Source organism: Microbacterium sp. ISL-59 (assembly GCF_018613945.1).
GTDB classification, from domain to species: domain Bacteria; phylum Actinomycetota; class Actinomycetes; order Actinomycetales; family Microbacteriaceae; genus Microbacterium; species Microbacterium oxydans_B.
In genome coordinates this window covers 388,700-413,317 of the sequence record NZ_JAGGPG010000004.1, presented here as the reverse complement: position 1 = coordinate 413,317, position 24,618 = coordinate 388,700, and the positions used below count along the sequence as shown (strand labels likewise).

Here is a 24,618-nt window from a genome sequence, read left to right as displayed (position 1 = left end):
AGGGACAGGCGGCCGACCGCGGCGGACTACTTCGCGGAGATGGCCGCGAGGTCGACCGTCCAGCCTGCCGGCGTGTATGAGGCACCGACCAGGTTCGAGGTGGCGACGACGATGCCGGCGTTGTTCGCGAGAACCACGAAGGGCGAAGTCTCGTTCATGACCTTCTGCCAGGCGATCATGGCCTCGGCACGCCCTTCCGGCGTCACCTCGGCGTTCACGGCGTCGCTGGCTTCGACGGCCCGCGGGTCGGCGCGCTCCACGGTCCATCCCGCACGCGTCGAGGTCGACGCACCGGGTGCCATGTTGTTCACGAGCGAGTCCGCGGCCGGGTAGTTCAGGCTGTTCGGCGAGAAGTTGATCTCGTTCTTGCCCTCGGACTGCGACTGCAGGAAGACGTTGATCGGCTCGGGCTGCAGCTCGATCTCGATGCCGGCCTTCTTCGCGTCCTGCTGCACCTTCGTGACGATGGTGCCGAGGTCGACGCCGCGGTACGTGATCGCCGGGTAGACGAGGTTCACCTTCGGCGAGGAGATGCCCGCCTCCTCGAGAAGCGACTTCGCCTTCTCGATGTCCTGCGGCTGTACCTCGGACTCGTCGAGCGCGCCACCGAATGCGGGCGGGACGAGACCGGCCGCGGCCGTCGCACCCTCACCGAAGATCTCAGCGATGCCTGCGCCGTCGACGCTGGCACGCAGCGCCGCGAGGAACGCCGGGTTGGAGGTGATCTCCGAGACGGCGGGGTCCTGGTTCACGCTGAGGAAGTACGACGTGTCGGCGACCCCGGAGACCTGGAGGTCGTCGGAGAGCTCGGCGGCCTGCGGGCCCGAGAGGTCGAGGGCGATCTCATCGGCCTTGGCGCGGGAGATCGTGAGCTTCTGGTTCTGCACGTCGACGTTCTGCACGACCACGCGCGAGTACGCCGGGGCGTCGCCCCAGTAGTCCTCGTTCACCTCGAGCACGACCTTCGAGCTCGAGTCGTAGCTCTTGATCTTGTACGGACCCGAACCGAGGCTGGCCTCGTCGAGCTGCGTGCCGACCGTGTCCGCGGAGGCTGCATCGGCCGCGTCGGTCGCTCCGAGCTTCTCCGCCTCCTCGGCGTTCAGGATGCTCGCTGCCGGCATCGCGAGGACGACCGGGACGTTCGGGTTCGGGGTCGGGCTGGTCACGACGACGGTGTCGTCGCCGTCCGCCGCGAAGGTCAGTCCCTCGACGGTCTGGGAAGAGGATCCCTTGAGGTTCTGCAGGCGGGTGAGGCTGAACACGACATCGTCCGCGGTCACGGCGGAGCCGTCGGCGAACGTGGCATCCGGGTTCAGGGTGAAGGTCCAGGTCGTGCCGTCGTCGGACTGCACCCACTCACTGGCGAGTTCCGGCACGACGGTCGTGACGTCGGAGCCTTCGTACGTCACGAGCGTGTCGTACAGCGCGTGCACGATGATGTTGCCGGTCTGCTCGTAGACGAGTCCCGGGTCGAGGGTCTTCAGCACGAACGAGGTGTCGACCGTGAGGGTCTCACCGCCGCCCGAGGCTGCGTTGTTCGATGAAGCTGAACAACCGGCGAGCACGAGTGCGGCCACGGCGAGAGATGAGGCCAGGGCGAGGGGTTTCGCGAAGGATGAAGTCATCGTCGATCTTCCTGTGATCATGAGGCAGGACGCAGTAGAGTTCTGGGAAGTTGATCCGGTTGCTCGCGCGTTCGGGGAACGGATTTCAATCTGATCGAGATTTTCAATCCGATTAAAAGATACAATCACATTGAAATCGAACATGCAACAGTCATCCGTTCGATCGAAAGGATCGATGAATCTCGTGCTCGGCGAACGCCTCAAGTCCCTCAGGGCCGCGAAGGGTCTCACCCTGCGGCAGCTCTCCGACCTGTCCGGTCTCTCGGTCAGCATGCTCAGCCAGATCGAGAGCGGCTCAGCCGATCCGAGTCTCGGCTCGCTGCGGAAGCTCGCCCAGGTGTTCGAAGCCTCGATAGCCACGCTGTTCAGTGATCCCGATGCGCCGAACGTCTCCGTCAGTCGCCCGGGAGCCCGGCATCGGCTCAGCGGGTCCGACGCCGGCTTCGTCTACGAGCGCCTCACCCCGGGGCGCGGAGACCTCGAGGTCCTCACCGCCGACATCCCTCCGGGAGCCGCGAGCTCCACGCACCCCTGGGGTCACCCGTCGACCGAGTGCGTCTTCGTGATCAGCGGCGAACTCACCGTCGAGATCGCCGGGCAGACGTATGTGATCGTGGGCAGCGAGTCGATCACCTTCGATTCCCGCCAGCCGCATCGCTACTTCAACGACAGCGACGCGATGACCTCGATCGTCGTCTCGGTCACTCCCCCGTCCCCCTGACATCCCCCGGTGCGACCACCGGCATCCGGGAAACGAAGAAGCCCGCCACCCCGAAACGGGGCGGCGGGCTTCTTCGTGAGCGAAGTGCTTACTCGGACTTCTTCTCGACAGCGTCCTCGGCGGCAGCCTCGGCTGCTTCGCCCTCGGCCTGCGACTCGGCGCCGGCCTCGGCAGCGTCCTCGGCGGGAGCCTCCTCAGCAGGAGCCTCCTCGACGACCTCGGCGGGCTTCTCCGCCTTCTCAGCCTTCTCGGCCTTGGGCGCAGCAGCAGCCTTCTTGGTCGACTTCGCCTTCGGGGTGACGGGCTCGAGAACGAGCTCGATCACGGCCATCGGAGCGTTGTCGCCCTTGCGGTTGCCGACCTTCGTGATGCGGGTGTAGCCACCCTCGCGCTCGGCGACGAGCGGTGCGATCTCGGAGAACAGGATGTGCACGACTTCCTTGTCACCGATGACCGACAGCACGCGACGACGCGCGTGCAGGTCGCCACGCTTGGCGAAGGTGATCAGACGCTCGGCGAGCGGACGAAGGCGCTTGGCCTTGGTCTCGGTCGTCTTGATCGACTTGTGGGTGTAGAGCGCCGCCGCGAGGTTGGCAAGCATGAGGCGCTCGTGTGCGGGGCCGCCTCCGAGGCGGGGACCCTTAGTGGGCTTGGGCATAATCGTCTAACTCCTGGTCAGAAAGGTCGGGTTTCAGAAGGACTCGTCTTCGCTGCCGCCGTAGAAGTGGGCGCCGTCGAAACCGGGCACCGAATCCTTGAGCGACAGACCGAGCGAGATGAGCTTGTCGCGCACCTCGTCGACCGACTTCTGGCCGAAATTGCGGATGTTCATGAGCTGCGTCTCCGACAGGGCGACGAGCTCCGAAACAGTGTTGATGCCCTCACGCTTCAGGCAGTTGTACGAGCGGACCGACAGGTCGAGGTCTTCGATCGGCATCGACAGCTCGCTGGAGTTCACAGCCTCCACCGGCGCCGGGCCGATCTCGATGCCCTCGGCCTCGACGTTCAGCTCGCGGGCGAGACCGAACAGCTCGGTGAGCGTCTTGGCAGCCGAAGCGACGGCGTCGCGGGGGCTGATCGCCGACTTGGTCTCGACGTCGAGGACGAGCTTGTCGAAGTCGGTGCGCTCTCCGGCACGAGTCGCCTCGACGCGGTAGCTGACCTTGAGGACCGGCGAGTAGATCGAGTCGATCGGGATCTGACCGGCCTCGGCGTACTCGTTGCGGTTCTGCGTCGCCGAGACGTAGCCACGGCCACGCTCGATGGTGAGCTCGAGCTCGAACTTCGCGGTCTCGTTCAGCGTCGCGATGACGAGCTCGGGGTTCTGCACCTCGACACCGGCCGGAGCCGAGATGTCGGCGGCGGTGACCTCGCCCGAACCGGTCTTGCGCAGGTACGCCGTGATGGGCTCGTCGCGCTCCGAGGAGACGACCAGCTGCTTGATGTTGAGGATGATCTCGGTGACATCCTCCTTCACGCCGGGGATGGTGCTGAACTCGTGCAGCACGCCGTCGATGCGAACGCTGGTGACAGCAGCACCGGGGATCGACGACAGCAGGCTGCGGCGCAGCGCGTTGCCGATCGTGTAACCGAAGCCGGGCTCCAGAGGCTCGATGATGAACCGGCTACGGTTCTCGACGATCTTTTCCTCGGTCAGTGTGGGACGCTGTGCAATAAGCACTCTGTGTTCCTTTCGATCACATGCCCGCTATATGACATGTGGTGGGGTGAGGTTTTGAGTTGTGGAAGTCGATGCCCGTACGCGGGCGTCGAGCCGCTCGGACCACGAATGGGCCGAGCGGCTCGAGGCGCGTATCAGACGCGGCGGCGCTTCGGCGGACGGCAGCCGTTGTGCGCCTGGGGCGTGACGTCCTGGATCGAACCCACCTCGAGGCCTGCGGCCTGCAGCGAGCGGATCGCGGTCTCGCGGCCGGAGCCCGGACCCTTCACGAGGACGTCGACCTTCTTGACGCCGTGCTCCGCGGCCTGGCGGGCAGCGGACTCGGCAGCAAGACCTGCGGCGTACGGGGTCGACTTGCGGGAGCCCTTGAAGCCCACGCCACCCGACGATGCCCACGCGATGACAGCGCCGGACGGGTCGGTGATCGAGACGATCGTGTTGTTGAACGTCGACTTGATGTGGGCCTGGCCCAGCGCGATGTTCTTCTTTTCCTTGCGGCGCGGCTTGCGCGCGGCGGCCTTGGGTGCAGCCATGAAAGTGTTCTCCTAGTCCCTGGGGCCGCGCTTAGCGGGCCTTCTTCTTGCCTGCGACGGTGCGCTTCGGGCCCTTGCGGGTACGGGCGTTGGTCTTGGTGCGCTGACCACGGACCGGGAGACCACGACGATGGCGGATGCCCTCGTAGGAGCCGATCTCGACCTTGCGGCGGATGTCTGCTGCAACCTCGCGGCGCAGGTCACCCTCCACCTTGTAGTTGCCTTCGATGTGGTCGCGGAGGAGGATCAGCTGGTCGTCGCTGAGGTCCTTCACGCGGATGCTCTCGTCGATATCCGTCGCCTTGAGGATCTCGACCGAGCGGGTACGGCCGACGCCGTAGATGTAGGTAAGGGCGATCACCACGCGCTTGTCGCGCGGGATGTCAACGCCGGCAAGACGTGCCATGCGGTTCTCCTGGGTGTTGTGGAGGTGTGGAACAGGATCGGTGCCCGGGCCTCCGCCCCGAGGTGTCCCCCGCTCGCGCGGGTTCTGATCCTGCCGTTGTGTGTTCAGTTATGAGATGTGCGTGAGCGATGCCGCGCAGCTCGGGCCCGTCGATCGGATCGGCGGTCCCGCCGGGGACTCAGCCCTGGCGCTGCTTGTGACGCGGGTTGCTCTTGCAGATCACCATGACGCGGCCGTGACGGCGGATCACTTTGCAGTGATCGCAGATGGGCTTGACGCTGGGGTTGACCTTCATGATTTTTCCTGTTCGCTGTCTTCGTACCGCCCCGAACCGGGGCAGGCCGTTACTTCTCGACCGATCAGCGGTAGCGGTAGACGATACGGCCGCGGGTCAGGTCGTAGGGGCTGAGCTCCACGACCACACGGTCCTCGGGGATGATACGGATGTAGTTCTGCCGCATCTTGCCGGAGATCGTTGCAAGGACCTTGTGTCCGTTGCTGAGCTCAACGCGGAACATCGCGTTGGGCAGAGCCTCGGAGATCACGCCCTCGATCTCGATGACACCGTCTTTCTTAGCCATAGCCTCGCTGACGCTTCTGCAGATCGGTCGATCTGCGGTGGGTGATTGGATTGTGGTGCTGCGCCGACGGACACGCCGAATCAAGGCACAAAGCACCAAAGATCTATGTTAGACGCTCCGGCGGCATCCGGCAACTTGACCGCACGTGGGCGGGGAGCTGTCGGATCAACCGAGCAGCTTCTCCATCTCGGTGATCTCGCCGGCCTGCAGGTCGAGGCGCTTGCCGTTGACCTCGATGGTCGGCGTTCCTGCGATCTCGTGCGCCTGGGTCTGGTCCCCGACGAAGTCCATGTACGTGCCATCTGCGATGCAGTCGGCCGCGGCTCCCCCGCCGGCCTGCTCAGCGAGTGCCGCGAGCTCGTCGTCGGTGAGGCCGGCGCTGTTCTCCTCCGGCTGGTTCGCGAAGAGCAGGTTGAAGTAGTCCAGGGCCGCTTCCGGCGCCTTTTCGGCCACGCAGTAGACCGCTGCGGCCGCACGCGTCGAGAACTTGGTGTTCTGCGAGTAGCGGTCGAGGATCGAGATCGGGTGCAGGTTCAGCGTGATCTTGCCATCGGCGGCCGCGGCCTGCAGCTGCTCGCCGTACTGCTTCTCGAAGTCGCCGCAGATCGGGCACATGAAGTCGACGAACGTGTCGACCTCGTCCTTGCCATCGCCGAAGGAGATCGCGCCGGTCTCCTCGTTGATGATGTCGCTCTTGGGCGCCGCACCGGGAGCGGTGGCCTGGTTGTTGAGGAACACCACGAGTCCACCGATCGCCACCAGCACCACGACCACGGCGATGGAGACGCCGATCGCGAACCAGTTGGTGTTGCTCTTCGCCGCTGCCATTACTTTCCGATCTCTCGAGGCTCGACTCCGAATGGAGCGAGTCCGGCTCTTCCGCCATCGGGCGCAGTCAGCACCCAGATACCCCCATCATGCAGGGCGACGCTATGTTCCCAATGGGAGCCGTCCGTGCCGTCGACCGTCGTGACGGTCCAGTCATCGTCCTCGATGAACGTCGAATCCCCACCCGCCGTGACCATCGGCTCGATCGCGAGAACGAGGCCGGGCTTGACTTCTTCGCCGCGGTCGGGAGTGCGGTAGTTGAAGACGCTGGGGGCCTCGTGCATCTTGCGGCCGATGCCGTGCCCGACGTACTCGCGGAGGATGCCGTACGACTCCCCCGAGACCACTGAGGGCCCCTGCGCCTCGATGTAGCCCTGGATGGCCGCGCCGATCTCATCGATCGACGAGACGGATGCCATCGCGGCGATCCCCGCCCACAGGGATCCCTCGGTCACGCGGGAGAGCTCTTCGCGCTGCGCGACCAGTTCGGGCCGCTCCGGGTCGGGGACGACGACCGTGATCGCGCTGTCGCCGTTCCAGCCCTTGAACTGCGCGCCGCAGTCGACCGACACGATGTCGCCCGGCTGCAACACCCGCTCACCCGGGATCCCGTGCACGACCTGCTCGTTCACCGAGATGCAGGTCGTGTGGTGGTAGCCGCGCACCAGCTGGAAGTTCGACTCCGCGCCACGGGCAAGGATCGTACGGTTCGCCACCGCGTCCAGCTCGAGCGTCGTGACGCCGGCCTTGATCAACGGGCGGACGGCCTCCAGCGCTGCGGCCGTGATGAGACCCGGCTCGACCATGGCTCGCAGCTGAGCCGGGGTCTTGTAGATCGACCGGCGGAACATCTCAGGAAGCGGAGGCCGCGAGGCGAAGACCGCGGGCGGCCAGGGCCGCCGTGATCCGCTCGGTGACGTCGTCGAGAGCGCCGGTGCCGTCGATGCGGTCCACGATGCCCTTGGGGCCGTAGACCTCGATGATCGGAGCGGTCTCGCGCTCGTAAATGTCGAGGCGGTGGCCGATGGCCTCCGGGGTGTCGTCGGAGCGGCCCTGCTCGGTGGCGCGGAGCGTCAGACGCTCCAGGCTCTCCTCGCGCGGCACGTCGAGGAGGATGACCGCGTCGAGCGACTCCCCCCGCTCCGCGAGGAACGACTCCAGGTGGGCGACCTGCGCGGTGTTGCGCGGATACCCGTCGAGCAGGAATCCGTGCGCCGCGTCTTCCTGGGACAGCCGATCGCGCACGATCTCGCTCGTCAACTCATCCGGAACGAGGTCACCCTTGTCGAGGATCGCCGTGACCTGCTGGCCCAGCGGCGTCCCCTCCTTGATGTTCGCGCGGAAGATGTCACCGGTCGACACGACCGGGATGCCGTAGGACTCGGCGATGCGCACGCCCTGCGTGCCTTTGCCGGAACCCTGCGGGCCGACGATGAGAAGACGGGCGGATGCTGTCATCGGAGGAGCCCTTCATAGTGTCGCTGCTGCAGCTGCGCGTCGATCTGCTTGACCGTCTCGAGACCCACACCGACGATGATGAGGATCGAGGCGCCGCCGAACGGGAAGTTCTGGTTCGCGCCGACCGTGGCCAGTGCGATCAGCGGGATGAGCGCGATCAGGCCGAGGTACAGCGAGCCCGGGAGCGTGATGCGAGTGAGCACGTAGTCGAGGTACTCGGCCGTCGGGCGGCCCGCACGGATGCCGGGGATGAACCCGCCGTACTTCTTCATGTTGTCCGCGACCTCGACCGGGTTGAACGTGATCGCCACGTAGAAGTAGGTGAAACCGATGATCAGCAGGAAGTACGCGGCCATGTACACCGGGCTGTTGCCCGTGGTGAAGTTCGCGGTGATCCAGCTGACCCACTCGGGCGGCGTCGATCCGTCCTGCGGAGTGTTGAACTGCGCGATGAGTGCCGGGATGTAGAGAAGCGACGACGCGAAGATCACGGGGATCACACCCGCCATGTTCACCTTGATCGGGATGTACGTGTTGGTGCCGCCGTACGTGCGGCGACCGACCATGCGCTTCGCGTACTGGACGGGGATCCGTCGTTGCGATTGCTCGACGAAGACGACGAGCCCCATGACGATGATTCCGACCAGCAGCACCAGCAGGAAGACCTCGAAGCCCTTGGTCTGCCAGATGAGGCCCATGGCGCCGGGGAACGTCGCGGCGATCGAGGTGAAGATGAGGAGCGACATGCCGTTGCCGATGCCACGCTCGGTGACGAGCTCGGCGAACCACATGATGAGACCGGTACCGGCCGTCATGGTCATGATGATGAGCAGCTGCGCCCACCACACGTCGTTCGTCAGGAGCTGCTGGCAGGCCGCGAGATCGGTCGAGCCGAAGAGCTGGCCGCTGCGCGCCACCGTGACGAGAGTCGTCGACTGCAGCAGCGCGAGAGCGATGGTGAGGTACCGCGTGTACTGGGTCAGACGGGCCTGACCGGCCTGTCCTTCCTTGTGCAGTGCCTCGAAGTGCGGGATGACCACGCGGAGCAGCTGCGTGATGATCGTCGCCGTGATGTACGGCATGACGCCGAGGGCGAAGATCGACAGCTGCAGCAGTGCACCGCCGGAGAAGAGGTTGACCAGTCCGAGCAGGCCGTCGGTGCCCGCGTTCGCCGCAAGGCACTCCTCGACGTTCGGGAAGTTCACGAACGGCGCAGGGACGTTGGAGCCGAGACGGTAGATCGCGATGATGGCGAGGGTGAAACCGATCTTCCGACGCAGGTCCGGGGTGCGGAAGATCCGCGCGATGGCGCTAAACAAGGACGTTCCTCCTGAAAAGTTGCCGATTCCCGAAGGACGGCTGAAAGACCAGGGTAACGCAATCCGGGGTTCCCGGAATTCGTCACCGATACCAGGCCCGCCGGATGCGGCCCCAGAGCGAGGTCTCGGAGTGTGAAACGACGAGAGGGGCCGGAGAATCTCCGGCCCCTCTCATCTTGCGGTTACTTGACGGATCCGCCCGCCGCGACGATCTTCTGCTCGGCAGAACCCGAGACCTTGTCGACCGAAACGGTGAGCTTCACGGCGATGTCGCCGTTTCCGAGAACCTTGACCTTCTCGTTCTTGCGAACGGCACCCTTGGCGACCAGGTCGCCGATGGTGACATCGCCACCCTTGGGGTACAGCTCCGCGAGCTTCTCCAGGTTCACGACCTGGTACTCGACGCGGAACGGGTTCTTGAACCCGCGCAGCTTCGGGGTGCGCATGTGCAGCGGCATCTGCCCACCCTCGAAGCCGACGCGAACGGTGTTGCGCGCCTTGGTGCCCTTGGTACCACGACCAGCGGTCTTACCCTTGGAACCCTCACCACGGCCGACGCGAGTCTTGGCGGTGTTGGATCCGGGGACCGGACGCAGGTGGTGCACCTTCAGCACGCCGGGGCGGGATGCCGGAGCATCCTTCGCCGGCGCAGCCTTCTTGGCGGCCGGCTTCTTGGCCGGAGCGTCAGCCTTGGCGGCGGACGCAGCGGTCTTGGCCGGAGCCTTCTTCGCAGCGGGCTTCTTTGCAGCAGCAGCCTTGGGAGCTGCAGCCTTCTTCGGGGCCTTCTCGGCCTCGACGGCCTCGTTCTTCTCAGCCATTAGTCGATCTCCTCAACCTTGACGAGGTGTGCGACGGTCTTGACGTAACCGCGCGTCTGCGCGTCGTCGGGGCGGACGGTGGTGTCACCGATCCGCTTGAGACCGAGGCTGCGCAGCGTGTCACGCTGGTTCTGCTTCTCGCTCACCTTGGACTTGATCTGCGTGACCTTCAGTCGCGCGGCCATCAGGCACCTACCTTCTGTGCGGCGATGGCCTCGGCCTCTGCACGCACGAGGCGGGCAGGGGCGACCTGGTCGAACTCGAGACCGCGACGAGCGGCGACCGCACGAGGCTCCTCAAGCTGCTTCAGGGCGGTGACCGTCGCGTGCACGATGTTGATCGTGTTCGACGAACCGAGCGACTTCGACAGCACGTCGTGGATACCGGCGCACTCGAGCACGGCGCGGACCGGACCACCGGCGATGACACCGGTACCGGCAGCGGCCGGACGGAGCAGGACCACACCAGCGGCGGCCTCACCCTGCACCGGGTGCGGGATGGTGCTGCCGACGCGCGGAACGCGGAAGAAGTTGCGCTTGGCCTCTTCGACACCCTTCGAGATCGCCAGGGGGACCTCTCGGGCCTTGCCGTAGCCGACGCCGACCAGACCGTTGCCGTCACCGACGACCACGAGGGCGGTGAAGCTGAAGCGACGACCACCCTTCACGACCTTCGAGACGCGGTTGATGGTGACGACGCGCTCCAGGAACTGGTTGTCGCCACGGTCGCGCGAGTTGCGGTCGCGGCCGCCACCCTGGTTGCGATCGCGACCGCCGCCACGGCGGCCTTCGCGAGCAGGCTCAGCCTGGGTCGTGCCGGCGGCCGTCTCAGAGACGACAGCGGCCGCCTCGGGAGCGGCAGCAGCCGTTTCGGTCACTTCGTTCTCCTTGTTGTCACTCACAGTGCCAGACCCCCTTCGCGGGCGCCGTCGGCGATGGCGGCGACACGACCGGCGTAGCGGTTACCGCCACGGTCGAACACTGCCTCGGAAACGCCGGCAGCCTTCGCACGCTCGGCGAGGAGCTCGCCGACCTTGCGGGCCTTGGCGGTCTTGTCACCCTCGAGCGAGCGCAGGTCGGTCTCGAGCGTCGATGCCGACGCCACGGTGTGACCCTTGCTGTCGTCGACCAGCTGCACGAAGACGTGGCGGGCCGAGCGGTTGACGACGAGGCGCGGACGCACCTCGGTGCCGACGACCTTCTTGCGAAGGCGGGCGTGACGACGCGCGCGGGCGTCAGACTTTGACTTGAGAGCCATGGTTACTTACCACTCTTTCCGGCCTTGCGACGCACGTTCTCGCCGGCGTAGCGCACACCCTTGCCCTTGTACGGCTCGGGCTTGCGGATCTTGCGGATGTTGGCAGCTGCCTCGCCGACAGCCTGCTTGTCGATCCCGCTGACGGTGAGCTTGGTGGTGCCCTCGACCGTGAGCGTGATGCCGGCGGGCGGGTCGATCAGAACCGGGTGCGAGAAGCCGAGGGCGAACTCGACCGAGCTCCCCTTCTGCTGCACGCGGTAACCGGTGCCGACGACCTCGAGACCCTTGGTGTAGCCCTGGGTCACGCCGATGATGTTGTTGTTGATGAGCGTGCGGGTCAGGCCGTGAAGCGACCGCGACTCGCGCTCGTCGTCGGGACGGGAGACCAGAACCTGGTTCTCCTCGACCGCGACCTCGATGGGGTTGGCCACCGTGAGGGTGAGCTCACCCTTGGGGCCCTTCACCGAGACCACGCGGCCTGCGACCGAAACGGTCACGTCCGCGGGAACGTCGATGGGAAGTCGTCCAATACGCGACATTTCGAATTACCACACGTAGGCGAGAACTTCTCCGCCCACGCCCTTCTGCTCAGCCTGACGGTCGGTGAGAAGACCGGAGGAGGTGGACAGGATGGCCACGCCGAGACCGCCGAGGACCGTGGGGAGCTCGGTGGACTTCGCGTAGACGCGGAGGCCGGGCTTCGAGACGCGCTTGATACCAGCGATCGAGCGCTCACGGTTGGGACCGTACTTCAGCGTCAGCGTGAGGTTCTGTCCGACGCGGGCGTCAGAGGTCTCCCAGCCGGCGATGTAGCCCTCCTGCTGGAGGATCTGAGCGATGTTCGTCTTGAGCTTGCTCGACGGCAGGGTCACGGAATCGTGGTGCGCCGAGTTCGCGTTACGCAGACGGGTCAGCAGATCTGCGACCGGGTCTGTCATTGTCATTGTTGTTTTCCTTTGTTCATGAGGTTCCGGCTGCCGTTACACGACAGACGGCCTGCGATGACACGCAATCTTCAATTGTAGGTGCATGTCGGCGAGTGCTTCGACAGGCTCAGCAACCCGTGGGTCCCTGAGCCTGTCGAAGAGTCACGCCTGTGCGTCTTCCGAGCGGAACGGGAAGCCGAGGTGACGGAGCAGTGCCCGACCCTCGTCATCCGTCTTCGCGGTGGTGACGACGGTGATGTCGAAACCGCGAACCCGGTCGATCTTGTCCTGATCGATCTCGTGGAACACGCTCTGCTCCTGGAGACCGAAGGTGTAGTTGCCGTTGCCGTCGAACTGCTTGCCCGAGAGACCGCGGAAGTCGCGGATACGGGGCAGTGCCAGCGACACGAGACGGTCAACGAACTCCCACGCGCGGTCACCGCGGAGGGTGACGTGCGCGCCGATGGCCTGGCCCTCACGCAGCTTGAACTGCGCGATGGACTTGCGGGCCTTCGTGACGATCGGCTTCTGGCCGGTGATCTTGGTGAGGTCGTCGACCGCACCATCGATCACCTTGCTGTCGCGAGCTGCCTCGCCGACACCGGTGTTCACGACGACCTTGACCAGTCCGGGGATCTGCATGACGTTCGCGTAGCCGAACTCTTCCTGCAGAGCCTTCTTGATCTCGCTGTTGTACTTCTGCTTCAGGCGCGGCTGGATCTTGCCAGCCGGCGCGGCAGTGTCGGTGCTCATCAGAGGTCCTTACCGCTCTTCTTCGCGTACCGCACGCGGACGGTGCGCTTGACGCCGTCCTTGGTCTGCTCCTCGACCCGGTGGCCGACCTTGGTCGGCTTCTTGGTCGAGGGGTCGACGAGTGCGACGTTCGAGATGTGGATGGAGGCTTCGACGGTCTCGATGCCTCCGGTCTTGGTGCCACGCTGCGTCTGTCCGACGCGGGTGTGCTTGGTGACGTAGTTCACGCCTTCGACGATCACGCGGTTCTTGTCGCCGAGCACGTCGAGGACCTTGCCCTGCTTGCCACGGTCGCCGCCACGCTCGTGCGTGGCACCGGTGATGACCTGAACCAGGTCACCCTTCTTGATCTTCGCCATGATTAGATGACCTCCGGCGCCAGCGAGACGATCTTCATGAACTTCTTGTCGCGAAGCTCACGACCGACCGGCCCGAAGATACGGGTGCCGCGGGGCTCCCCGTCGTTCTTCAGGATCACTGCGGCGTTCTCGTCGAACTTGATGTAGGAGCCGTCCGGACGACGGACCTCCTTCTTGGTGCGGACGATGACCGCCTTGACGACGTCGCCCTTCTTCACGTTGCCACCGGGGATCGCGTCCTTGACGGTCGCGACGATGGTGTCGCCGAGACCGGCGTAACGACGCTTCGAGCCACCGAGGACGCGAATCGTGAGGAGCTCCTTGGCGCCGGTGTTGTCGGCGACCTTGAGTCGGGATTCCTGCTGAATCACTTGGCCTTCTCCAGAATCTCCACCAGGCGCCAGCGCTTCGTGGCGCTCAGCGGGCGGGTCTCGTTGATCAGGACCAGGTCGCCGATGCCGGCGGAGTTCGCCTCATCGTGCGCCTTGACCTTCGAGGTGCGGCGGATGACCTTGCCGTAAAGCGGGTGCTTCACGCGGTCCTCGACCTCGACCACGATGGTCTTGTCCATCTTGTCGCTGACGACGTAGCCGCGACGTGCCTTGCGGTAACCGCGGGCAGCGGAGTCGCGGACGTCGCGCTCGGACGACTCGTGTCCTGCGGCCTGCGTCTCCACAGTCGCTTCCTTCTTGGTGGCCATCACTCAGCCTCTTCCTTCACGGCGTCGTCGGCGGAGTCCGCCTTCTTCGCCTTCGACTTGGTCGCCTTCTTCGCGGGGACCTCGACCGGAGCGGGCGTCGCACGGATGCCCAGCTCACGTTCGCGGATCACCGTGTAGAGACGCGCGATGTCGCGCTTGACGGCGCGGATGCGGCCGTGGCTCTCCAGCTGGCCGGTGGCCGACTGGAAACGGAGGTTGAACAGCTCCTCCTTGGCCTTGCGCAGCTCCTCGACGAGGCGCTGGTCTTCGAATGTATCGAGCTCTGCCGGGGCGAGCTCCTTGGTGCCGATCGCCATTACGCGTCGCCCTCCTCGCGCTTGATGATGCGTGCCTTGAGAGGCAGCTTGTGAATTGCACGGGTCAGAGCTTCGCGTGCGAGCTCCTCGTCGACACCCGCGACCTCGAAGAGGACACGGCCCGGCTTGACGTTGGCGACCCACCACTCGGGGGAACCCTTACCGGAACCCATGCGGGTCTCAGCAGGCTTCTTCGTGAGCGGACGGTCGGGGTAGATGTTGATCCACACCTTTCCACCACGCTTGATGTGACGGGTCATCGCGATACGAGCGGACTCGATCTGACGGTTCGTCACGTAAGCGGGGGTCAGAGCCTGGATACCGTACTCGCCGAAGGAGACCTTCGTGCCGCCGGTTGCCTGGCCCGAGCGACCCGGGTGGTGCTGCTTGCGGAACTTGACCTTACGGGGGATGAGCATTATGCCGACGCTCCTTCTGCGACAGGTGCCTCGTTGCGCGGGGCACGGCGGCGGTCGCCACCACGGTCGTCACGACGAGCCTTGGGTGCGTTTGCCTGCTCGCGAGCGAGCTCCTTGGCGGTCAGGTCGCCCTTGTAGATCCAGACCTTCACACCGATACGGCCGAAGGTGGTCTTCGCCTCGTAGAAGCCGTAGTCGATGTTCGCGCGAAGCGTGTGCAGCGGCACACGACCCTCGCGGTAGAACTCCGAACGGCTCATCTCGGCGCCGCCGAGGCGGCCGGAGACCTGGATGCGGATGCCCTTGGCGCCGGCGCGCTGAGCGCCCTGCAGACCCTTGCGCATCGCACGACGGAACGCCACACGAGCAGAGAGCTGCTCGGCGATGCCCTGTGCGACGAGCTGAGCGTCAGCCTCGGGGTTCTTGACCTCGAGGATGTTCAGCTGGATCTGCTTGCCCGAGAGCTTCTCGAGGTCGCCGCGGATGCGCTCGGCCTCGGCGCCACGACGACCGATCACGATGCCCGGACGGGCGGTGTGGATGTCGACGCGGACGCGGTCACGGGTGCGCTCGATCTCGATGTTCGAGACACCGGCGCGGTCGAGCTGCGTCTTGAGCAGGTTGCGGATCTTGATGTCCTCGGCGACGTAGTCGGCGTAACGCTGACCCGGCTTCGTCGAGTCAGAGAACCAACGCGAGACGTGGTCCGTCGTGATGCCGAGACGGAAGCCGTACGGGTTTACCTTCTGTCCCATTACTTGCTCGCCTTCTTGTTGCTGTCGCCCGTGGCGGCCGGAGCTGCCTCAGGCGTCGAGAGCACGACCGTGATGTGGCTCGTGCGCTTCTTGATCTGGAAAGCGCGACCCTGTGCACGGGGCTGGAAACGCTTGAGCGTGGTGCCCTCGTCGACGTACGCGTTGGCCACGTACAGGTCCTTCTCGTCGAGGAACTCGCCGTCGCGATCTGCCTTGACCTGCGCGTTGGCCATGGCCGACGCGACAAGCTTGTAGATCGGCTCACTGGCGCTCTGCTGCGCGAACTTCAGGATCGCCAGAGCCTCCTGGGCCTGCTTGCCCTTGATGAGCGCGACGACACGACGAGCCTTCTGAGGGGTCACGCGGATGTGTCGCACGCGTGCGATCGATTCGACCATTAGCGGCGCCGCCCCTTCTTGTCGTCCTTCTCGTGGCCGCGGAAGGTGCGGGTGGGCGCGAACTCGCCCAGCTTGTGACCGACCATGGTCTCGGACACGAACACAGGGATGTGCTTGCGTCCGTCGTGGACCGCGATCGTGTGACCCAGCATGGCCGGGATGATCATGGACCGACGGGACCAGGTCTTGATGACGTTCTTGGTGCCGGCTTCGTTCTGCACGACCACCTTGCGAAGCAGGTGATCGTCGACGAAGGGGCCCTTCTTAAGACTGCGAGGCATCTTCTCTTACTCCTACTTACGCTTCTTGCCGGCGTTACGACGACGCACGATGTACTTGTCGCTTTCCTTGTTGGCGTGACGGGTACGACCCTCAGCCTGGCCCCACGGGGAGACGGGGTGACGACCACCAGAGGTCTTACCCTCACCACCACCGTGCGGGTGATCCACCGGGTTCATCGCGACACCACGCACGGTCGGGCGGACGCCCTTCCAGCGCATGCGGCCGGCCTTACCCCAGTTGATGTTCGACTGCTCGGCGTTGCCGACCTCGCCGATGGTCGCGCGGCAGCGCGCATCGACGTTGCGGATCTCGCCCGAGGGGAGACGCAGCTGGGCGAAGTTGCCGTCCTTGGCGACGAGGCGGACGGATGCACCGGCCGAACGTGCCATCTTCGCGCCGCCGCCGGGGCGGAGCTCGATCGCGTGGATGACGGTACCCGTGGGGATGTTCTTCAGCGGGAGGTTGTTGCCCGGCTTGATGTCAGCCCCGGCACCCGACTCGACGACGTCGCCCTGCTTCAGCTTCGCCGGAGCGAGGATGTAGCGCTTCTCACCGTCGAAGTAGTGCAGCAGCGCGATGCGCGCGGTGCGGTTGGGGTCGTACTCGATTTGAGCGACCTTGGCGTTGACGCCGTCCTTGTCGTTACGACGGAAGTCGATGACGCGGTACTGGCGCTTGTGGCCACCACCGATGTGACGGGTCGTGATGCGGCCCTGGTTGTTGCGACCACCGGTCTTCGAGAGCGGGCGTAGCAGCGACTTCTCCGGCGTCGATCGAGTGATCTCGGCGAAGTCAGCCACCGACGAGCCGCGACGGCCCGGGGTCGTGGGCTTGTACTTGCGAATAGCCATTATTGTCCTTATCCCCCGGATCAGCCGATTGCCGTGAAGATGTCGATGGTGCCCGACTTCAGGGTGACGATGGCGCGCTTGGTGTCCTTGCGCTTGCCGGTGCCGAAGCGGGTGCGGCGAGCCTTGCCGACGCGGTTGAGGGTGTTGACCCCTGCGACCTTGACGCCGAAGATCTTCTCGATGGCGAGCTTGATCTCGGTCTTCGAAGCGCGCGGGTCGACGAGGAAGGTGTACTTTCCTTCATCGATGAGCCCGTAGCTCTTCTCGGACACGACCGGCTTCAGGATGATGTCGCGCGGGTCCTTGTTCAGGGCCGTCTGGAGAACAGATGCCTGCTCGCTCATGCGGAGACCTCCTGGTTGGCGCCGGACTTGGAGGCGATGAAGCCCTCGAGCGCGGCCTGGGTGAAGACGATGTCGTCGGAGACGAGCACGTCGTATGCGTTGAGCTGGTCGAACGTCAGCACGTGCAGGTTCGACAGGTTGCGGATGCTCTTCAGCGTCACGTCGTCGTTGCGCTCGATCACGACAAGCACGTTCTTCGACGAGACGACGTTGGTGAGGAAGTTCACCGCGGTCTTCGTCGAGGGCGTGCCGTCGATCCCGAAGGACTCGATGGCGTGGATGCGGTCACCGCGGAAGCGGTCGCTGAGCGCGCCCAGCAGGGCGGCGGCGATCATCTTCTTGGGGGTGCGCTGCGAGTAGTCACGCGGCTTCGGGCCGTGGACGATGCCACCACCGGTCATGTGCGGCGCGCGGATGGAACCCTGACGGGCGTTACCCGTGCCCTTCTGCTTGAAGGGCTTGCGGCCGGCACCGGAGACCTCGCCACGACGCTTGGTCGAGTGCGTGCCCTGGCGAGCCGCCGCGAGCTGCGCGACGACGACCTGGTGGATGAGCGGGATGTTCGTCTTGGCGTCGAACAGCGCGGCGGGAAGCTCGATGGAGCTTGCCTTCTTGCCGTCTGCCTTGAGGACGTCGAGCGCGAGAGTGGAGTCAGCCATGTTCAGGCACCCTTCACTGCGTTGCGGACATAGACGATGCGGCCACGAGCACCGGGGACGGCGCCCTTGACGAGCAGCAGACCCTTCTCGATGTCGACGGCGTGCACCGTGAGGTTGAGGACGGTCACACGCTCGCCACCCATACGGCCGGCCATGCGCATGCCCTTGAAGACGCGGCTCGGGGTCGACGATGCGCCGATCGAGCCGGGCTTGCGGTGGTTGCGGTGCGAACCGTGCGAAGCCGAGACGCCCTTGAAGTTGTGACGCTTCATGACACCGGCGAAGCCCTTGCCCTTGCTCGTGCCGACGACGTCGACGAGCTGGCCGGCTTCGAAGGTGCCGTCGACCGTGAGCTCCTGGCCCAGGCTGTAGTCGCCGGCGTCCGCGGTGCGGATCTCGGTGACGTGACGACGCGGCGTGACGCCGGCTGCCTCGAAGTGAGCCGTGAGGGGCTTGTTCACCTTGCGCGGGTCGATCTGGCCGTACGCGATCTGCACGGCGTTGTAGCCGTCCTTCTCGGGCGTACGGATCTGCGTGACCACGTTCGAGGCGAGCTCGATGACGGTGACGGGAACGAGCTTGCCGCTCTCGTTCCAGACCTGGGTCATACCGAGCTTCGTGCCCAGCATGCCCTTGGAAATCTTGGAGTTGATGTCAACCATGTCCGACCTCAGAGCTTGATCTCGATGTTGACATCGGCAGGCAGGTCGAGACGCATCAGCGAGTCGACGGCCTTGGGCGTCGGGTCGACGATGTCGATCAGACGCTTGTGGGTGCGCATCTCGAAGTGCTCGCGGCTGTCCTTGTACTTGTGCGGCGACCGGATGACGCACACGACGTTCTTCTCGGTCGGAAGGGGCACGGGTCCGACGACGGTCGCACCCGCACGGGTCACGGTGTCGACGATCTTGCGTGCGGACGTGTCGATGACCTCGTGGTCATACGACTTCAGGCGAATGCGGATCTTCTGTCCCGCCATTGTCTGCTCTCTCTCTTTAGGCGTCATACCGTCCGGGACCGGGTGGCCCTGGGGCATTGGACGCACGTCGGCGCTGTTCGCGCCTCGGCACGAGAACGGCTCTCTCGAGTCGATCTGCTGCACCACTGTTCTTCTGTCAGCCGGACGCCGCGAGGCGACCGGATGCCCGACCTCCGCCGCGCACGGCGAACCCCTCGGTGAGAAGGGTGTCGGGGTGTGTGTTCTGCTACCCGCGGCCTAGAACCCTGCAGCCCCCATGAGGAACCGCCGTCTATGCACTGCCCTGGCAGTGATCCGGCGCACGCACAGCGGCGACGGAATATCGAACCTGTCTATTCTGCCACGGCTGATTTCACTTCTGCAAACCCGGGCGTGTCGCGCCTCTCGCAGAGCCGATGACGGACGTCGAAATCCGGGTCAGAAGGAGGGAGATAGCGGGGCGAGGCATCCCCATGCCTCGCCCCGCTTGGGGAGGGCGTTCAGTGCGAGGGGGCACACCGAACGCGAGTAGCCCGGCGTGAAGGGACGCCGAACTCCTCGTTCGAGGGCGCGGCTGAAGACCCGCCGCGCAGGCAGGGTGACGCTCAGGCGCACAGAGTGCGCGCGTCGCACGATGATCCCCAAGATCGCTTATCCCCAGTTTCAACGCGGAAAGCCCGCGTGCTTCGGGAAACCGAACCCCTTCGGCTTCCCCGACCGCAAGATCCCCAGGCGGTCGAGACGATCCTACTCGATACATCTGCGAATCCGCCACATTTGACGACCACCAGATCGAACGGGGCGTGCCTCTGTATACGAAAGCGGCGATCCACCGGGTGGTGGATCGCCGCTCGAAGAGTGCGGGGCTGTTACTCGTTGCCGACGGACTTGTCCGCGCTGTCCCGGATCTCGTCGATCTTGTCGGCGGCACCCGGAGCGATCTTCTTCGCGAAGTCCGCGACGCCATCGAGGACCTTGTCGCTGATGTCCTCGGCCTGGTCGCTCTTGACGGCCTCGGCGATCTTGTCCTTGTTCTGCTCGTAGAGGTCTTTGCCCTTGTTCACCGCGTCATCGATACCCATGTGAATCCCCTTCTCAGGTGTGCGTCGACGAAGAGGCCGACGAGATCATTGTGCACGTCTTGGCGCGCGGAGGAAACTCCCGACACGATACAAAACACAGAGGGGCCGGACCCGAAGGTCCGACCCCTCTGTGAGGAAGCAGGTACTTACTTGACGATCTTCGTGACCGTACCGGCGCCGACGGTGCGTCCACCCTCACGGATGGCGAAGCCGAGGCCCTCCTCCATGGCGATCGGCTGGATCAGCTCGACCGTCATGTCGGTGGTGTCGCCGGGCATGACCATCTCGGTGCCCTCGGGCAGCGAGATGACGCCGGTGACGTCGGTGGTGCGGAAGTAGAACTGCGGGCGGTAGTTCGTGTAGAAGGGGTTGTGACGCCCACCCTCGTCCTTGGACAGGATGTACGCGGTGCCCTCGAAGTCGGTGTGCGGCGTGACCGAACCCGGCTTGACGATGACCTGACCGCGCTCGACGTCCTCACGCTTCGTGCCACGGAGCAGGAGACCACAGTTCTCGCCGGCCCAGGCCTCGTCGAGCTGCTTGTGGAACATCTCGATACCCGTGACCGTGGTCTTGACGGTCGGACGGAGTCCGACGATCTCGACCTCGGAGTTGATGGCCAGCGTGCCACGCTCGGCGCGACCCGTGACGACGGTTCCACGACCGGTGATCGTGAAGACGTCCTCGACGGGCATCAGGAACGGCTTGTCACGGTCACGCTCCGGGTCCGGAACGCTGTCGTCGACAGCCTGCATGAGGTCCAGGATCGCCTGGGTCCACTTCTCGTCGCCCTCGAGAGCCTTGAGAGCCGAGACGCGGACGACAGGAGCGTCCTCGTCGAAGCCCTGGGCTGCGAGCAGCTCGCGGACCTCGAGCTCGACGAGCTCCAGGATCTCCTCGTCGTCGACCATGTCCGACTTGTTCAGCGCGACCAGCAGGTACGGCACGCCGACCTGCTTGGCGAGCAGCACGTGCTCACGCGTCTGAGCCATCGGGCCGTCGGTGGCGGCGACCACGAGGATCGCGCCGTCCATCTGAGCAGCACCGGTGATCATGTTCTTGACGTAGTCGGCGTGGCCGGGGGCGTCGACGTGAGCGTAGTGGCGCTTGGGGGTCTCGTACTCGATGTGCGAGATGTTGATGGTGATTCCACGCTGGCGCTCTTCCGGCGCCGAGTCGATGGAAGCGAAGTCACGCTGCACGTTGGTGTCGGACGGGAACTTGTCAGCAAGCACCTTCGAGATCGCTGCGGAGAGCGTGGTCTTGCCGTGGTCAACGTGACCGATGGTTCCGATGTTGACGTGCGGCTTGGTCCGCTCGAACTTGGCCTTAGCCACTGGGTCCTCCTCAGGACGTCGTTGTAAAGGTGACCGGGCACTGGTTTGCGACCGGTTCTCTACGGGTTTAGGTTCTCAGTTTAGTAGAGAGGGAATGTGAAGTTGTAGGGGACCTGGGAACCCCGCAGCGCTTCGCCGCGCTCGGCGCCGCGGGGTACCCAGAAGGGCGATTACTCGCCCTTGGTCTTCTGGACGATCTCGTCGGCCACAGCGCGGGGAACCTCAGCGTAGCTGTGGAACTCCATGGAGTAGACGGCACGACCCGAGGTCTTCGAGCGCAGGTCGCCGATGTAGCCGAACATCTCGGACAGCGGAACCTGAGCACGGACGACCTTGACGCCGGCGGCGTCTTCCATCGACTGGATCTGGCCACGACGCGAGTTCAAGTCGCCGATGACGTCGCCCATGTACTCCTCAGGAGTACGGACCTCGACGGCCATCAGCGGCTCGAGCAGCACGGCGTTGGCACGGCGTGCGGCCTCCTTGAAGCCCATGGAACCCGCGATCTTGAACGCCATCTCCGAGGAGTCGACGTCGTGAGCCGCACCATCGGTGATGGTGGCCTTGACGCCCACCATCGGGTAGCCCGCGAGGACTCCGACGTTCATCGCGTCCTGGAAACCGGCATCGATCGAGCCGATGTACTCACGAGGGATGCGACCACCGGTGACGGCGTTCACGAACTCGTAGGTCTTCTCGGAGTCCAGGTCCATCGGCTCGATGGTGAACTGGATCTTCGCGAACTGGCCGGAGCCACCGGTCTGCTTCTTGTGCGTGTAGTCGTGCTTCTCGACGATCTTCTTGATCGTCTCGCGGTACGCCACCTGGGGCTTGCCGACGTTGGCCTCGACGTTGAACTCGCGCTTCATGCGGTCGACGAGGATGTCGAGGTGAAGCTCGCCCATGCCCTTGATGGTCGTCTGACCGGTCTCGGGGTTGAGTTCCGTGCGGAAGGTCGGGTCCTCCTCAGCGAGCTTCTGGATGGCGACACCCAGCTTCTCCTGGTCGGCCTTGGTCTTCGGCTCGATCGCGACCTCGATGACGGGCTCGGGGAACGTCATCGACTCGAGGACGACCGGAGACGCCGGGTCGGTGAGGGTGTCACCCGTGGTGGTGTCCTTCAGACCGATGACCGCGTAGATGTTGCCGGCGGTGACCGAGGGAACCGGGATCTCCTTGTTGGCGTGCATCTGGAAGATCTTCCCGATGCGCTCCTTCTTGTTCTTGGTCGAGTTGATGACCGGAGAACCGGAGTCGAGGTGACCCGAGTAGACGCGGACGTAGGTGAGGCGACCGAAGAACGGGTGCACGGCGACCTTGAACGCGAGAGCTGCGAACGGGTCATTCGCGTCGGGGTGACGCTCGATGATCGTGTCGTAGTCCTTGGGGTCGTGCGCCTCGATCGAGCCCACGTCGAGCGGGTTCGGGAGGTAGTCGACGACCGCGTCGAGCATCGGCTGGACACCACGGTTCTTGAAAGCGGAGCCACACAGCACCGGGTAGATCTCCGAGGCGACGGTCAGCTTGCGGATCGCGCCCTTGATCTCGGCGACCGTGAGCTCTTCGCCACCGAAGAACTTCTCGAGCAGCGCGTCGTCGGTCTCGGCGACGGTCTCGAGGAGCTGCTGCCGGTAATCGGCCGCCTTCTCCTTGAGGTCTTCCGGGATCTCCTGGATCTCGTAGGAGGCGCCCATGGTGACGTCACCCTTGGAGTCTCCGGCCCACACCAGCGCGCGCATCTCGACCAGGTCGATGACGCCGACGAAGTCGTTCTCCGCGCCGATGGGCAGCTGGATGACGAGGGGCTTCGCGCCCAGACGGTTGATGATGGTGTCGACGGTGAAGTAGAAGTCCGCGCCGAGCTTGTCCATCTTGTTGACGAAGCAGATGCGGGGAACGTTGTACTTGTCGGCCTGACGCCACACGGTCTCGGACTGGGGCTCGACGCCCTCCTTGCCGTCGAAGACGGCGACGGCACCGTCGAGGACGCGGAGCGAACGCTCCACCTCGACCGTGAAGTCCACGTGACCGGGGGTGTCGATGATGTTGATCTGGTTGTTGTTCCAGAAGCAGGTCACGGCGGCAGACGTGATCGTGATGCCGCGCTCCTTCTCCTGCTCCATCCAGTCGGTGGTCGAGGCGCCATCGTGCGTCTCGCCGAGCTTGTGGTTGACGCCCGTGTAGAACAGGATGCGCTCGGTCGTCGTGGTCTTGCCGGCATCGATGTGCGCCATGATGCCGATGTTGCGGACCTTGCTCAGGTCCGTGAGCACGTCTTGTGCCACAGGAGTGTCCTTATCTTTTGGAGCAGTCGTACTGCGAAGAGGGGGTGCCCGCCCCTCGGCGAGTGGCCGAGGGGCGGGCGAAGCTGTTTACCAGCGGTAGTGAGCGAACGCGCGGTTCGACTCGGCCATCTTGTGAGTGTCCTCGCGGCGCTTGACCGCGGCACCCAGGCCGTTCGACGCGTCGAGGATCTCGTTCTGGAGACGCTCGGTCATCGTCTTCTCACGACGGCCCTTGGCGTAGCTGACGAGCCAGCGCAGCGCGAGAGTGTTCGCACGGTGCGGCTTGACCTCGATCGGCACCTGGTAGGTCGAGCCACCGACGCGGCGGCTGCGGACCTCGAGGGTGGGGCGCACGTTGTCGAGCGCCTTCTTGAGGGTGGCGACAGCATCCTGGCCGCCGTTCTTCGCCTCGACGCCGCGGAGGGCGCCGTAGACGATCGACTCGGCCAGCGACTTCTTGCCGTCGACGAGGATCTTGTTCACCAGCGAGGTGACGATCGGAGCGCCGTATACCGGGTCGTTGACGACGGGGCGCTTAGGGGCGGGACCCTTACGAGGCATCTAACTCAACCCTTCTTCGCGCCGTAGCGGGAACGAGCCTGCTTACGGTTCTTGACTGCCTGGGTGTCCAGGGCGCCACGGACGATCTTGTAACGCACACCGGGGAGGTCCTTCACACGACCGCCACGCACGAGCACCAGCGAGTGCTCCTGCAGGTTGTGGCCCTCACCGGGGATGTACGCGGTGACCTCGGTGCCGTTGCGAAGCTTCACACGGGCGACCTTGCGCATCGCCGAGTTCGGCTTCTTCGGGGTGGTGGTGTAGACGCGGGTGCAGACCCCGGCCTGCTGCGGGTTCGACTTCAGGGCTGGCGTCTTGGTCTTGGTGACCTTCGGCGAGCGACCCTTGCGAACCAACTGCTGAATGGTTGGCACGTTCTCTCCTCATAGTGCTGCACGGTGACAG

At 64.9% G+C, this 24,618-nt stretch carries 37 protein-coding genes; 1 reads left to right on the top strand and 36 read right to left on the bottom strand.

The window, feature by feature from the left end:
• Positions 1–26: 26 nt before the first annotated feature.
• Positions 27–1,625 (bottom strand): ABC transporter substrate-binding protein, encoded by a 1,599-nt coding sequence (locus J7E45_RS15605; protein WP_167634388.1) that lies wholly within the window; start codon positions 1,623–1,625, stop codon positions 27–29.
• A 175-nt stretch (positions 1,626–1,800) separates the two neighbouring features.
• On the opposite strand from J7E45_RS15605, the gene J7E45_RS15600 reads away from it, so the two are divergent.
• The gene (locus tag J7E45_RS15600; RefSeq protein WP_208617611.1) at positions 1,801–2,346 is read left to right on the top strand and encodes a cupin domain-containing protein; all 546 of its coding nucleotides are present in this window, start codon (positions 1,801–1,803) and stop codon (positions 2,344–2,346) included.
• Positions 2,347–2,434: 88 nt separating this feature from the next.
• Here the strand turns inward: J7E45_RS15600 and rplQ are convergent, their stop codons facing one another.
• From rplQ to rpsL, 35 genes are all read right to left on the bottom strand, one after another.
• On the bottom strand, positions 2,435–3,004 hold the full coding sequence (gene rplQ / locus J7E45_RS15595) for a 50S ribosomal protein L17 (RefSeq protein ID WP_167634390.1): 570 nt from the start codon (positions 3,002–3,004) through the stop codon (positions 2,435–2,437).
• Between the two features lie 33 nt (positions 3,005–3,037).
• Entirely contained in the window at positions 3,038–4,027 is a 990-nt protein-coding gene (locus tag J7E45_RS15590; protein WP_029260932.1) for a DNA-directed RNA polymerase subunit alpha, read from the bottom strand.
• Between the two features lie 134 nt (positions 4,028–4,161).
• Positions 4,162–4,560 (bottom strand): 30S ribosomal protein S11, encoded by a 399-nt coding sequence (rpsK, locus tag J7E45_RS15585; RefSeq protein ID WP_091029563.1) that lies wholly within the window; start codon positions 4,558–4,560, stop codon positions 4,162–4,164.
• Between the two features lie 31 nt (positions 4,561–4,591).
• On the bottom strand, positions 4,592–4,966 hold the full coding sequence (gene rpsM / locus J7E45_RS15580; RefSeq protein ID WP_091029560.1) for a 30S ribosomal protein S13: 375 nt from the start codon (positions 4,964–4,966) through the stop codon (positions 4,592–4,594).
• Between the two features lie 178 nt (positions 4,967–5,144).
• Positions 5,145–5,261 (bottom strand): 50S ribosomal protein L36, encoded by a 117-nt coding sequence (gene rpmJ, locus J7E45_RS15575; RefSeq protein ID WP_005050492.1) that lies wholly within the window; start codon positions 5,259–5,261, stop codon positions 5,145–5,147.
• A gap of 64 nt (positions 5,262–5,325) precedes the next feature.
• Positions 5,326–5,547, bottom strand: a complete 222-nt coding sequence (gene infA / locus J7E45_RS15570) for a translation initiation factor IF-1 (RefSeq protein WP_017201569.1) — start codon at positions 5,545–5,547, stop codon at positions 5,326–5,328.
• Positions 5,548–5,712: 165 nt separating this feature from the next.
• Positions 5,713–6,375 (bottom strand): thioredoxin domain-containing protein, encoded by a 663-nt coding sequence (locus tag J7E45_RS15565; protein WP_091029557.1) that lies wholly within the window; start codon positions 6,373–6,375, stop codon positions 5,713–5,715.
• Positions 6,375–7,226: a type I methionyl aminopeptidase gene (gene map / locus J7E45_RS15560; RefSeq protein ID WP_215070459.1), complete on the bottom strand. Its 852-nt coding sequence runs from the start codon at positions 7,224–7,226 to the stop codon at positions 6,375–6,377. Before map ends, J7E45_RS15565 begins: the two co-directional genes overlap by 1 nt.
• Position 7,227: 1 nt before the next feature.
• Positions 7,228–7,833: an adenylate kinase gene (locus J7E45_RS15555; protein WP_167634394.1), complete on the bottom strand. Its 606-nt coding sequence runs from the start codon at positions 7,831–7,833 to the stop codon at positions 7,228–7,230.
• On the bottom strand, positions 7,830–9,152 hold the full coding sequence (secY, locus tag J7E45_RS15550) for a preprotein translocase subunit SecY (RefSeq protein ID WP_029260928.1): 1,323 nt from the start codon (positions 9,150–9,152) through the stop codon (positions 7,830–7,832). The genes J7E45_RS15555 and secY overlap by 4 nt, the downstream gene beginning before the upstream one ends.
• 182 nt (positions 9,153–9,334) lie before the next feature.
• The gene (gene rplO / locus J7E45_RS15545; RefSeq protein ID WP_091029546.1) at positions 9,335–9,970 is read right to left on the bottom strand and encodes a 50S ribosomal protein L15; all 636 of its coding nucleotides are present in this window, start codon (positions 9,968–9,970) and stop codon (positions 9,335–9,337) included.
• Entirely contained in the window at positions 9,970–10,155 is a 186-nt protein-coding gene (rpmD, locus tag J7E45_RS15540) for a 50S ribosomal protein L30 (RefSeq protein ID WP_017201575.1), read from the bottom strand. The genes rplO and rpmD overlap by 1 nt, the downstream gene beginning before the upstream one ends.
• Positions 10,155–10,847 carry a 30S ribosomal protein S5 gene (gene rpsE / locus J7E45_RS15535; protein WP_374225474.1) on the bottom strand — a complete coding sequence of 231 codons (693 nt, stop codon included), beginning with the start codon at positions 10,845–10,847 and terminating at the stop codon, positions 10,155–10,157. Before rpsE ends, rpmD begins: the two co-directional genes overlap by 1 nt.
• A gap of 20 nt (positions 10,848–10,867) precedes the next feature.
• Positions 10,868–11,227 (bottom strand): 50S ribosomal protein L18, encoded by a 360-nt coding sequence (gene rplR / locus J7E45_RS15530; RefSeq protein WP_029260926.1) that lies wholly within the window; start codon positions 11,225–11,227, stop codon positions 10,868–10,870.
• 2 nt (positions 11,228–11,229) lie between these two features.
• On the bottom strand, positions 11,230–11,766 hold the full coding sequence (rplF, locus tag J7E45_RS15525) for a 50S ribosomal protein L6 (RefSeq protein ID WP_091029539.1): 537 nt from the start codon (positions 11,764–11,766) through the stop codon (positions 11,230–11,232).
• 6 nt (positions 11,767–11,772) lie between these two features.
• Positions 11,773–12,171 carry a 30S ribosomal protein S8 gene (rpsH, locus tag J7E45_RS15520; protein ID WP_029260924.1) on the bottom strand — a complete coding sequence of 133 codons (399 nt, stop codon included), beginning with the start codon at positions 12,169–12,171 and terminating at the stop codon, positions 11,773–11,775.
• 144 nt (positions 12,172–12,315) lie between these two features.
• The gene (gene rplE / locus J7E45_RS15515) at positions 12,316–12,906 is read right to left on the bottom strand and encodes a 50S ribosomal protein L5 (RefSeq protein WP_091029536.1); all 591 of its coding nucleotides are present in this window, start codon (positions 12,904–12,906) and stop codon (positions 12,316–12,318) included.
• On the bottom strand, positions 12,906–13,265 hold the full coding sequence (gene rplX / locus J7E45_RS15510; protein ID WP_215070457.1) for a 50S ribosomal protein L24: 360 nt from the start codon (positions 13,263–13,265) through the stop codon (positions 12,906–12,908). The genes rplE and rplX overlap by 1 nt, the downstream gene beginning before the upstream one ends.
• Before the next feature lie 2 nt (positions 13,266–13,267).
• On the bottom strand, positions 13,268–13,636 hold the full coding sequence (gene rplN, locus J7E45_RS15505; RefSeq protein ID WP_017201583.1) for a 50S ribosomal protein L14: 369 nt from the start codon (positions 13,634–13,636) through the stop codon (positions 13,268–13,270).
• Positions 13,633–13,965, bottom strand: coding sequence for a 30S ribosomal protein S17 (gene rpsQ / locus J7E45_RS15500; RefSeq protein ID WP_215070455.1), 333 nt, complete (start codon positions 13,963–13,965; stop codon positions 13,633–13,635). The genes rplN and rpsQ overlap by 4 nt, the downstream gene beginning before the upstream one ends.
• Positions 13,965–14,282 (bottom strand): 50S ribosomal protein L29, encoded by a 318-nt coding sequence (gene rpmC / locus J7E45_RS18110; protein ID WP_045278747.1) that lies wholly within the window; start codon positions 14,280–14,282, stop codon positions 13,965–13,967. The genes rpsQ and rpmC overlap by 1 nt, the downstream gene beginning before the upstream one ends.
• Positions 14,282–14,701: a 50S ribosomal protein L16 gene (rplP, locus tag J7E45_RS15490; protein ID WP_017829203.1), complete on the bottom strand. Its 420-nt coding sequence runs from the start codon at positions 14,699–14,701 to the stop codon at positions 14,282–14,284. The genes rpmC and rplP overlap by 1 nt, the downstream gene beginning before the upstream one ends.
• Positions 14,701–15,456 (bottom strand): 30S ribosomal protein S3, encoded by a 756-nt coding sequence (gene rpsC / locus J7E45_RS15485; RefSeq protein WP_017201587.1) that lies wholly within the window; start codon positions 15,454–15,456, stop codon positions 14,701–14,703. Before rpsC ends, rplP begins: the two co-directional genes overlap by 1 nt.
• Positions 15,456–15,854, bottom strand: a complete 399-nt coding sequence (gene rplV / locus J7E45_RS15480; RefSeq protein WP_091029532.1) for a 50S ribosomal protein L22 — start codon at positions 15,852–15,854, stop codon at positions 15,456–15,458. The genes rpsC and rplV overlap by 1 nt, the downstream gene beginning before the upstream one ends.
• Positions 15,854–16,135 (bottom strand): 30S ribosomal protein S19, encoded by a 282-nt coding sequence (rpsS, locus tag J7E45_RS15475; RefSeq protein WP_017829205.1) that lies wholly within the window; start codon positions 16,133–16,135, stop codon positions 15,854–15,856. The genes rplV and rpsS overlap by 1 nt, the downstream gene beginning before the upstream one ends.
• A 12-nt stretch (positions 16,136–16,147) precedes the next feature.
• Positions 16,148–16,987, bottom strand: a complete 840-nt coding sequence (gene rplB / locus J7E45_RS15470; protein ID WP_215070453.1) for a 50S ribosomal protein L2 — start codon at positions 16,985–16,987, stop codon at positions 16,148–16,150.
• A 20-nt stretch (positions 16,988–17,007) separates the two neighbouring features.
• A complete protein-coding gene (gene rplW / locus J7E45_RS15465) occupies positions 17,008–17,331 on the bottom strand; it encodes a 50S ribosomal protein L23 (protein ID WP_017829206.1) in 324 nt (107 codons plus the stop codon).
• Positions 17,328–17,990: a 50S ribosomal protein L4 gene (rplD, locus tag J7E45_RS15460; protein WP_091029526.1), complete on the bottom strand. Its 663-nt coding sequence runs from the start codon at positions 17,988–17,990 to the stop codon at positions 17,328–17,330. Before rplD ends, rplW begins: the two co-directional genes overlap by 4 nt.
• 2 nt (positions 17,991–17,992) lie before the next feature.
• Complete coding sequence (gene rplC, locus J7E45_RS15455; protein WP_056312872.1) at positions 17,993–18,652, bottom strand: 50S ribosomal protein L3; 660 nt, start codon at positions 18,650–18,652, stop codon at positions 17,993–17,995.
• Between the two features lie 8 nt (positions 18,653–18,660).
• Positions 18,661–18,969: a 30S ribosomal protein S10 gene (gene rpsJ / locus J7E45_RS15450; RefSeq protein ID WP_017201594.1), complete on the bottom strand. Its 309-nt coding sequence runs from the start codon at positions 18,967–18,969 to the stop codon at positions 18,661–18,663.
• Positions 18,970–19,817: 848 nt separating this feature from the next.
• The gene (locus J7E45_RS15445) at positions 19,818–20,030 is read right to left on the bottom strand and encodes a hypothetical protein (RefSeq protein ID WP_091029523.1); all 213 of its coding nucleotides are present in this window, start codon (positions 20,028–20,030) and stop codon (positions 19,818–19,820) included.
• Positions 20,031–20,176: 146 nt separating this feature from the next.
• A complete protein-coding gene (tuf, locus tag J7E45_RS15440; RefSeq protein ID WP_028502475.1) occupies positions 20,177–21,367 on the bottom strand; it encodes an elongation factor Tu in 1,191 nt (396 codons plus the stop codon).
• Between the two features lie 170 nt (positions 21,368–21,537).
• Positions 21,538–23,652 (bottom strand): elongation factor G, encoded by a 2,115-nt coding sequence (fusA, locus tag J7E45_RS15435; RefSeq protein ID WP_308162151.1) that lies wholly within the window; start codon positions 23,650–23,652, stop codon positions 21,538–21,540.
• Between the two features lie 87 nt (positions 23,653–23,739).
• Positions 23,740–24,213, bottom strand: a complete 474-nt coding sequence (gene rpsG, locus J7E45_RS15430; RefSeq protein WP_028502477.1) for a 30S ribosomal protein S7 — start codon at positions 24,211–24,213, stop codon at positions 23,740–23,742.
• Between the two features lie 5 nt (positions 24,214–24,218).
• Positions 24,219–24,587, bottom strand: coding sequence for a 30S ribosomal protein S12 (rpsL, locus tag J7E45_RS15425; protein ID WP_028502478.1), 369 nt, complete (start codon positions 24,585–24,587; stop codon positions 24,219–24,221).
• Positions 24,588–24,618: the final 31 nt, after the last annotated feature.

Coding starts and splice junctions, on each gene's coding strand:
- map (WP_215070459.1), bottom strand. CDS start 7,226: ATGTTCCGCCGGTCGATCTACAAGACCCCGGCTCAGCTGCGAGCCATG.
- rpsM (WP_091029560.1), bottom strand. CDS start 4,966: ATGGCACGTCTTGCCGGCGTTGACATCCCGCGCGACAAGCGCGTGGTG.
- rplX (WP_215070457.1), bottom strand. CDS start 13,265: ATGGCGAAGATCAAGAAGGGTGACCTGGTTCAGGTCATCACCGGTGCC.
- rpmC (WP_045278747.1), bottom strand. CDS start 14,282: ATGGCGATCGGCACCAAGGAGCTCGCCCCGGCAGAGCTCGATACATTC.
- rplD (WP_091029526.1), bottom strand. CDS start 17,990: ATGGCTGACTCCACTCTCGCGCTCGACGTCCTCAAGGCAGACGGCAAG.
- rplV (WP_091029532.1), bottom strand. CDS start 15,854: ATGGTCGAATCGATCGCACGCGTGCGACACATCCGCGTGACCCCTCAG.
- rplO (WP_091029546.1), bottom strand. CDS start 9,970: ATGGCTGAGAAGAACGAGGCCGTCGAGGCCGAGAAGGCCCCGAAGAAG.
- rpsK (WP_091029563.1), bottom strand. CDS start 4,560: ATGGCTGCACCCAAGGCCGCCGCGCGCAAGCCGCGCCGCAAGGAAAAG.
- infA (WP_017201569.1), bottom strand. CDS start 5,547: ATGGCTAAGAAAGACGGTGTCATCGAGATCGAGGGCGTGATCTCCGAG.
- rplF (WP_091029539.1), bottom strand. CDS start 11,766: ATGTCGCGTATTGGACGACTTCCCATCGACGTTCCCGCGGACGTGACC.
- rpmJ (WP_005050492.1), bottom strand. CDS start 5,261: ATGAAGGTCAACCCCAGCGTCAAGCCCATCTGCGATCACTGCAAAGTG.
- rplQ (WP_167634390.1), bottom strand. CDS start 3,004: ATGCCCAAGCCCACTAAGGGTCCCCGCCTCGGAGGCGGCCCCGCACAC.
- rpsJ (WP_017201594.1), bottom strand. CDS start 18,969: ATGGCGGGACAGAAGATCCGCATTCGCCTGAAGTCGTATGACCACGAG.
- rplB (WP_215070453.1), bottom strand. CDS start 16,987: ATGGCTATTCGCAAGTACAAGCCCACGACCCCGGGCCGTCGCGGCTCG.
- J7E45_RS15600 (WP_208617611.1), top strand. CDS start 1,801: ATGAATCTCGTGCTCGGCGAACGCCTCAAGTCCCTCAGGGCCGCGAAG.
- J7E45_RS15555 (WP_167634394.1), bottom strand. CDS start 7,833: ATGACAGCATCCGCCCGTCTTCTCATCGTCGGCCCGCAGGGTTCCGGC.
- rpsC (WP_017201587.1), bottom strand. CDS start 15,456: ATGGGACAGAAGGTAAACCCGTACGGCTTCCGTCTCGGCATCACGACG.
- J7E45_RS15605 (WP_167634388.1), bottom strand. CDS start 1,625: ATGACTTCATCCTTCGCGAAACCCCTCGCCCTGGCCTCATCTCTCGCC.
- J7E45_RS15445 (WP_091029523.1), bottom strand. CDS start 20,030: ATGGGTATCGATGACGCGGTGAACAAGGGCAAAGACCTCTACGAGCAG.
- rpsS (WP_017829205.1), bottom strand. CDS start 16,135: ATGCCTCGCAGTCTTAAGAAGGGCCCCTTCGTCGACGATCACCTGCTT.
- rpsH (WP_029260924.1), bottom strand. CDS start 12,171: ATGACAATGACAGACCCGGTCGCAGATCTGCTGACCCGTCTGCGTAAC.
- rpsG (WP_028502477.1), bottom strand. CDS start 24,213: ATGCCTCGTAAGGGTCCCGCCCCTAAGCGCCCCGTCGTCAACGACCCG.
- rplC (WP_056312872.1), bottom strand. CDS start 18,652: ATGGTTGACATCAACTCCAAGATTTCCAAGGGCATGCTGGGCACGAAG.
- rplW (WP_017829206.1), bottom strand. CDS start 17,331: ATGAGCGAGCAGGCATCTGTTCTCCAGACGGCCCTGAACAAGGACCCG.
- rpmD (WP_017201575.1), bottom strand. CDS start 10,155: ATGGCCGCGCGACTGAAGGTCACGCAGATCAAGTCCAAGGTGAGCGAG.
- J7E45_RS15565 (WP_091029557.1), bottom strand. CDS start 6,375: ATGGCAGCGGCGAAGAGCAACACCAACTGGTTCGCGATCGGCGTCTCC.
- rplE (WP_091029536.1), bottom strand. CDS start 12,906: ATGAGCACCGACACTGCCGCGCCGGCTGGCAAGATCCAGCCGCGCCTG.
- rpsQ (WP_215070455.1), bottom strand. CDS start 13,965: ATGGCCACCAAGAAGGAAGCGACTGTGGAGACGCAGGCCGCAGGACAC.
- rplR (WP_029260926.1), bottom strand. CDS start 11,227: ATGGCTCTCAAGTCAAAGTCTGACGCCCGCGCGCGTCGTCACGCCCGC.
- rplP (WP_017829203.1), bottom strand. CDS start 14,701: ATGCTCATCCCCCGTAAGGTCAAGTTCCGCAAGCAGCACCACCCGGGT.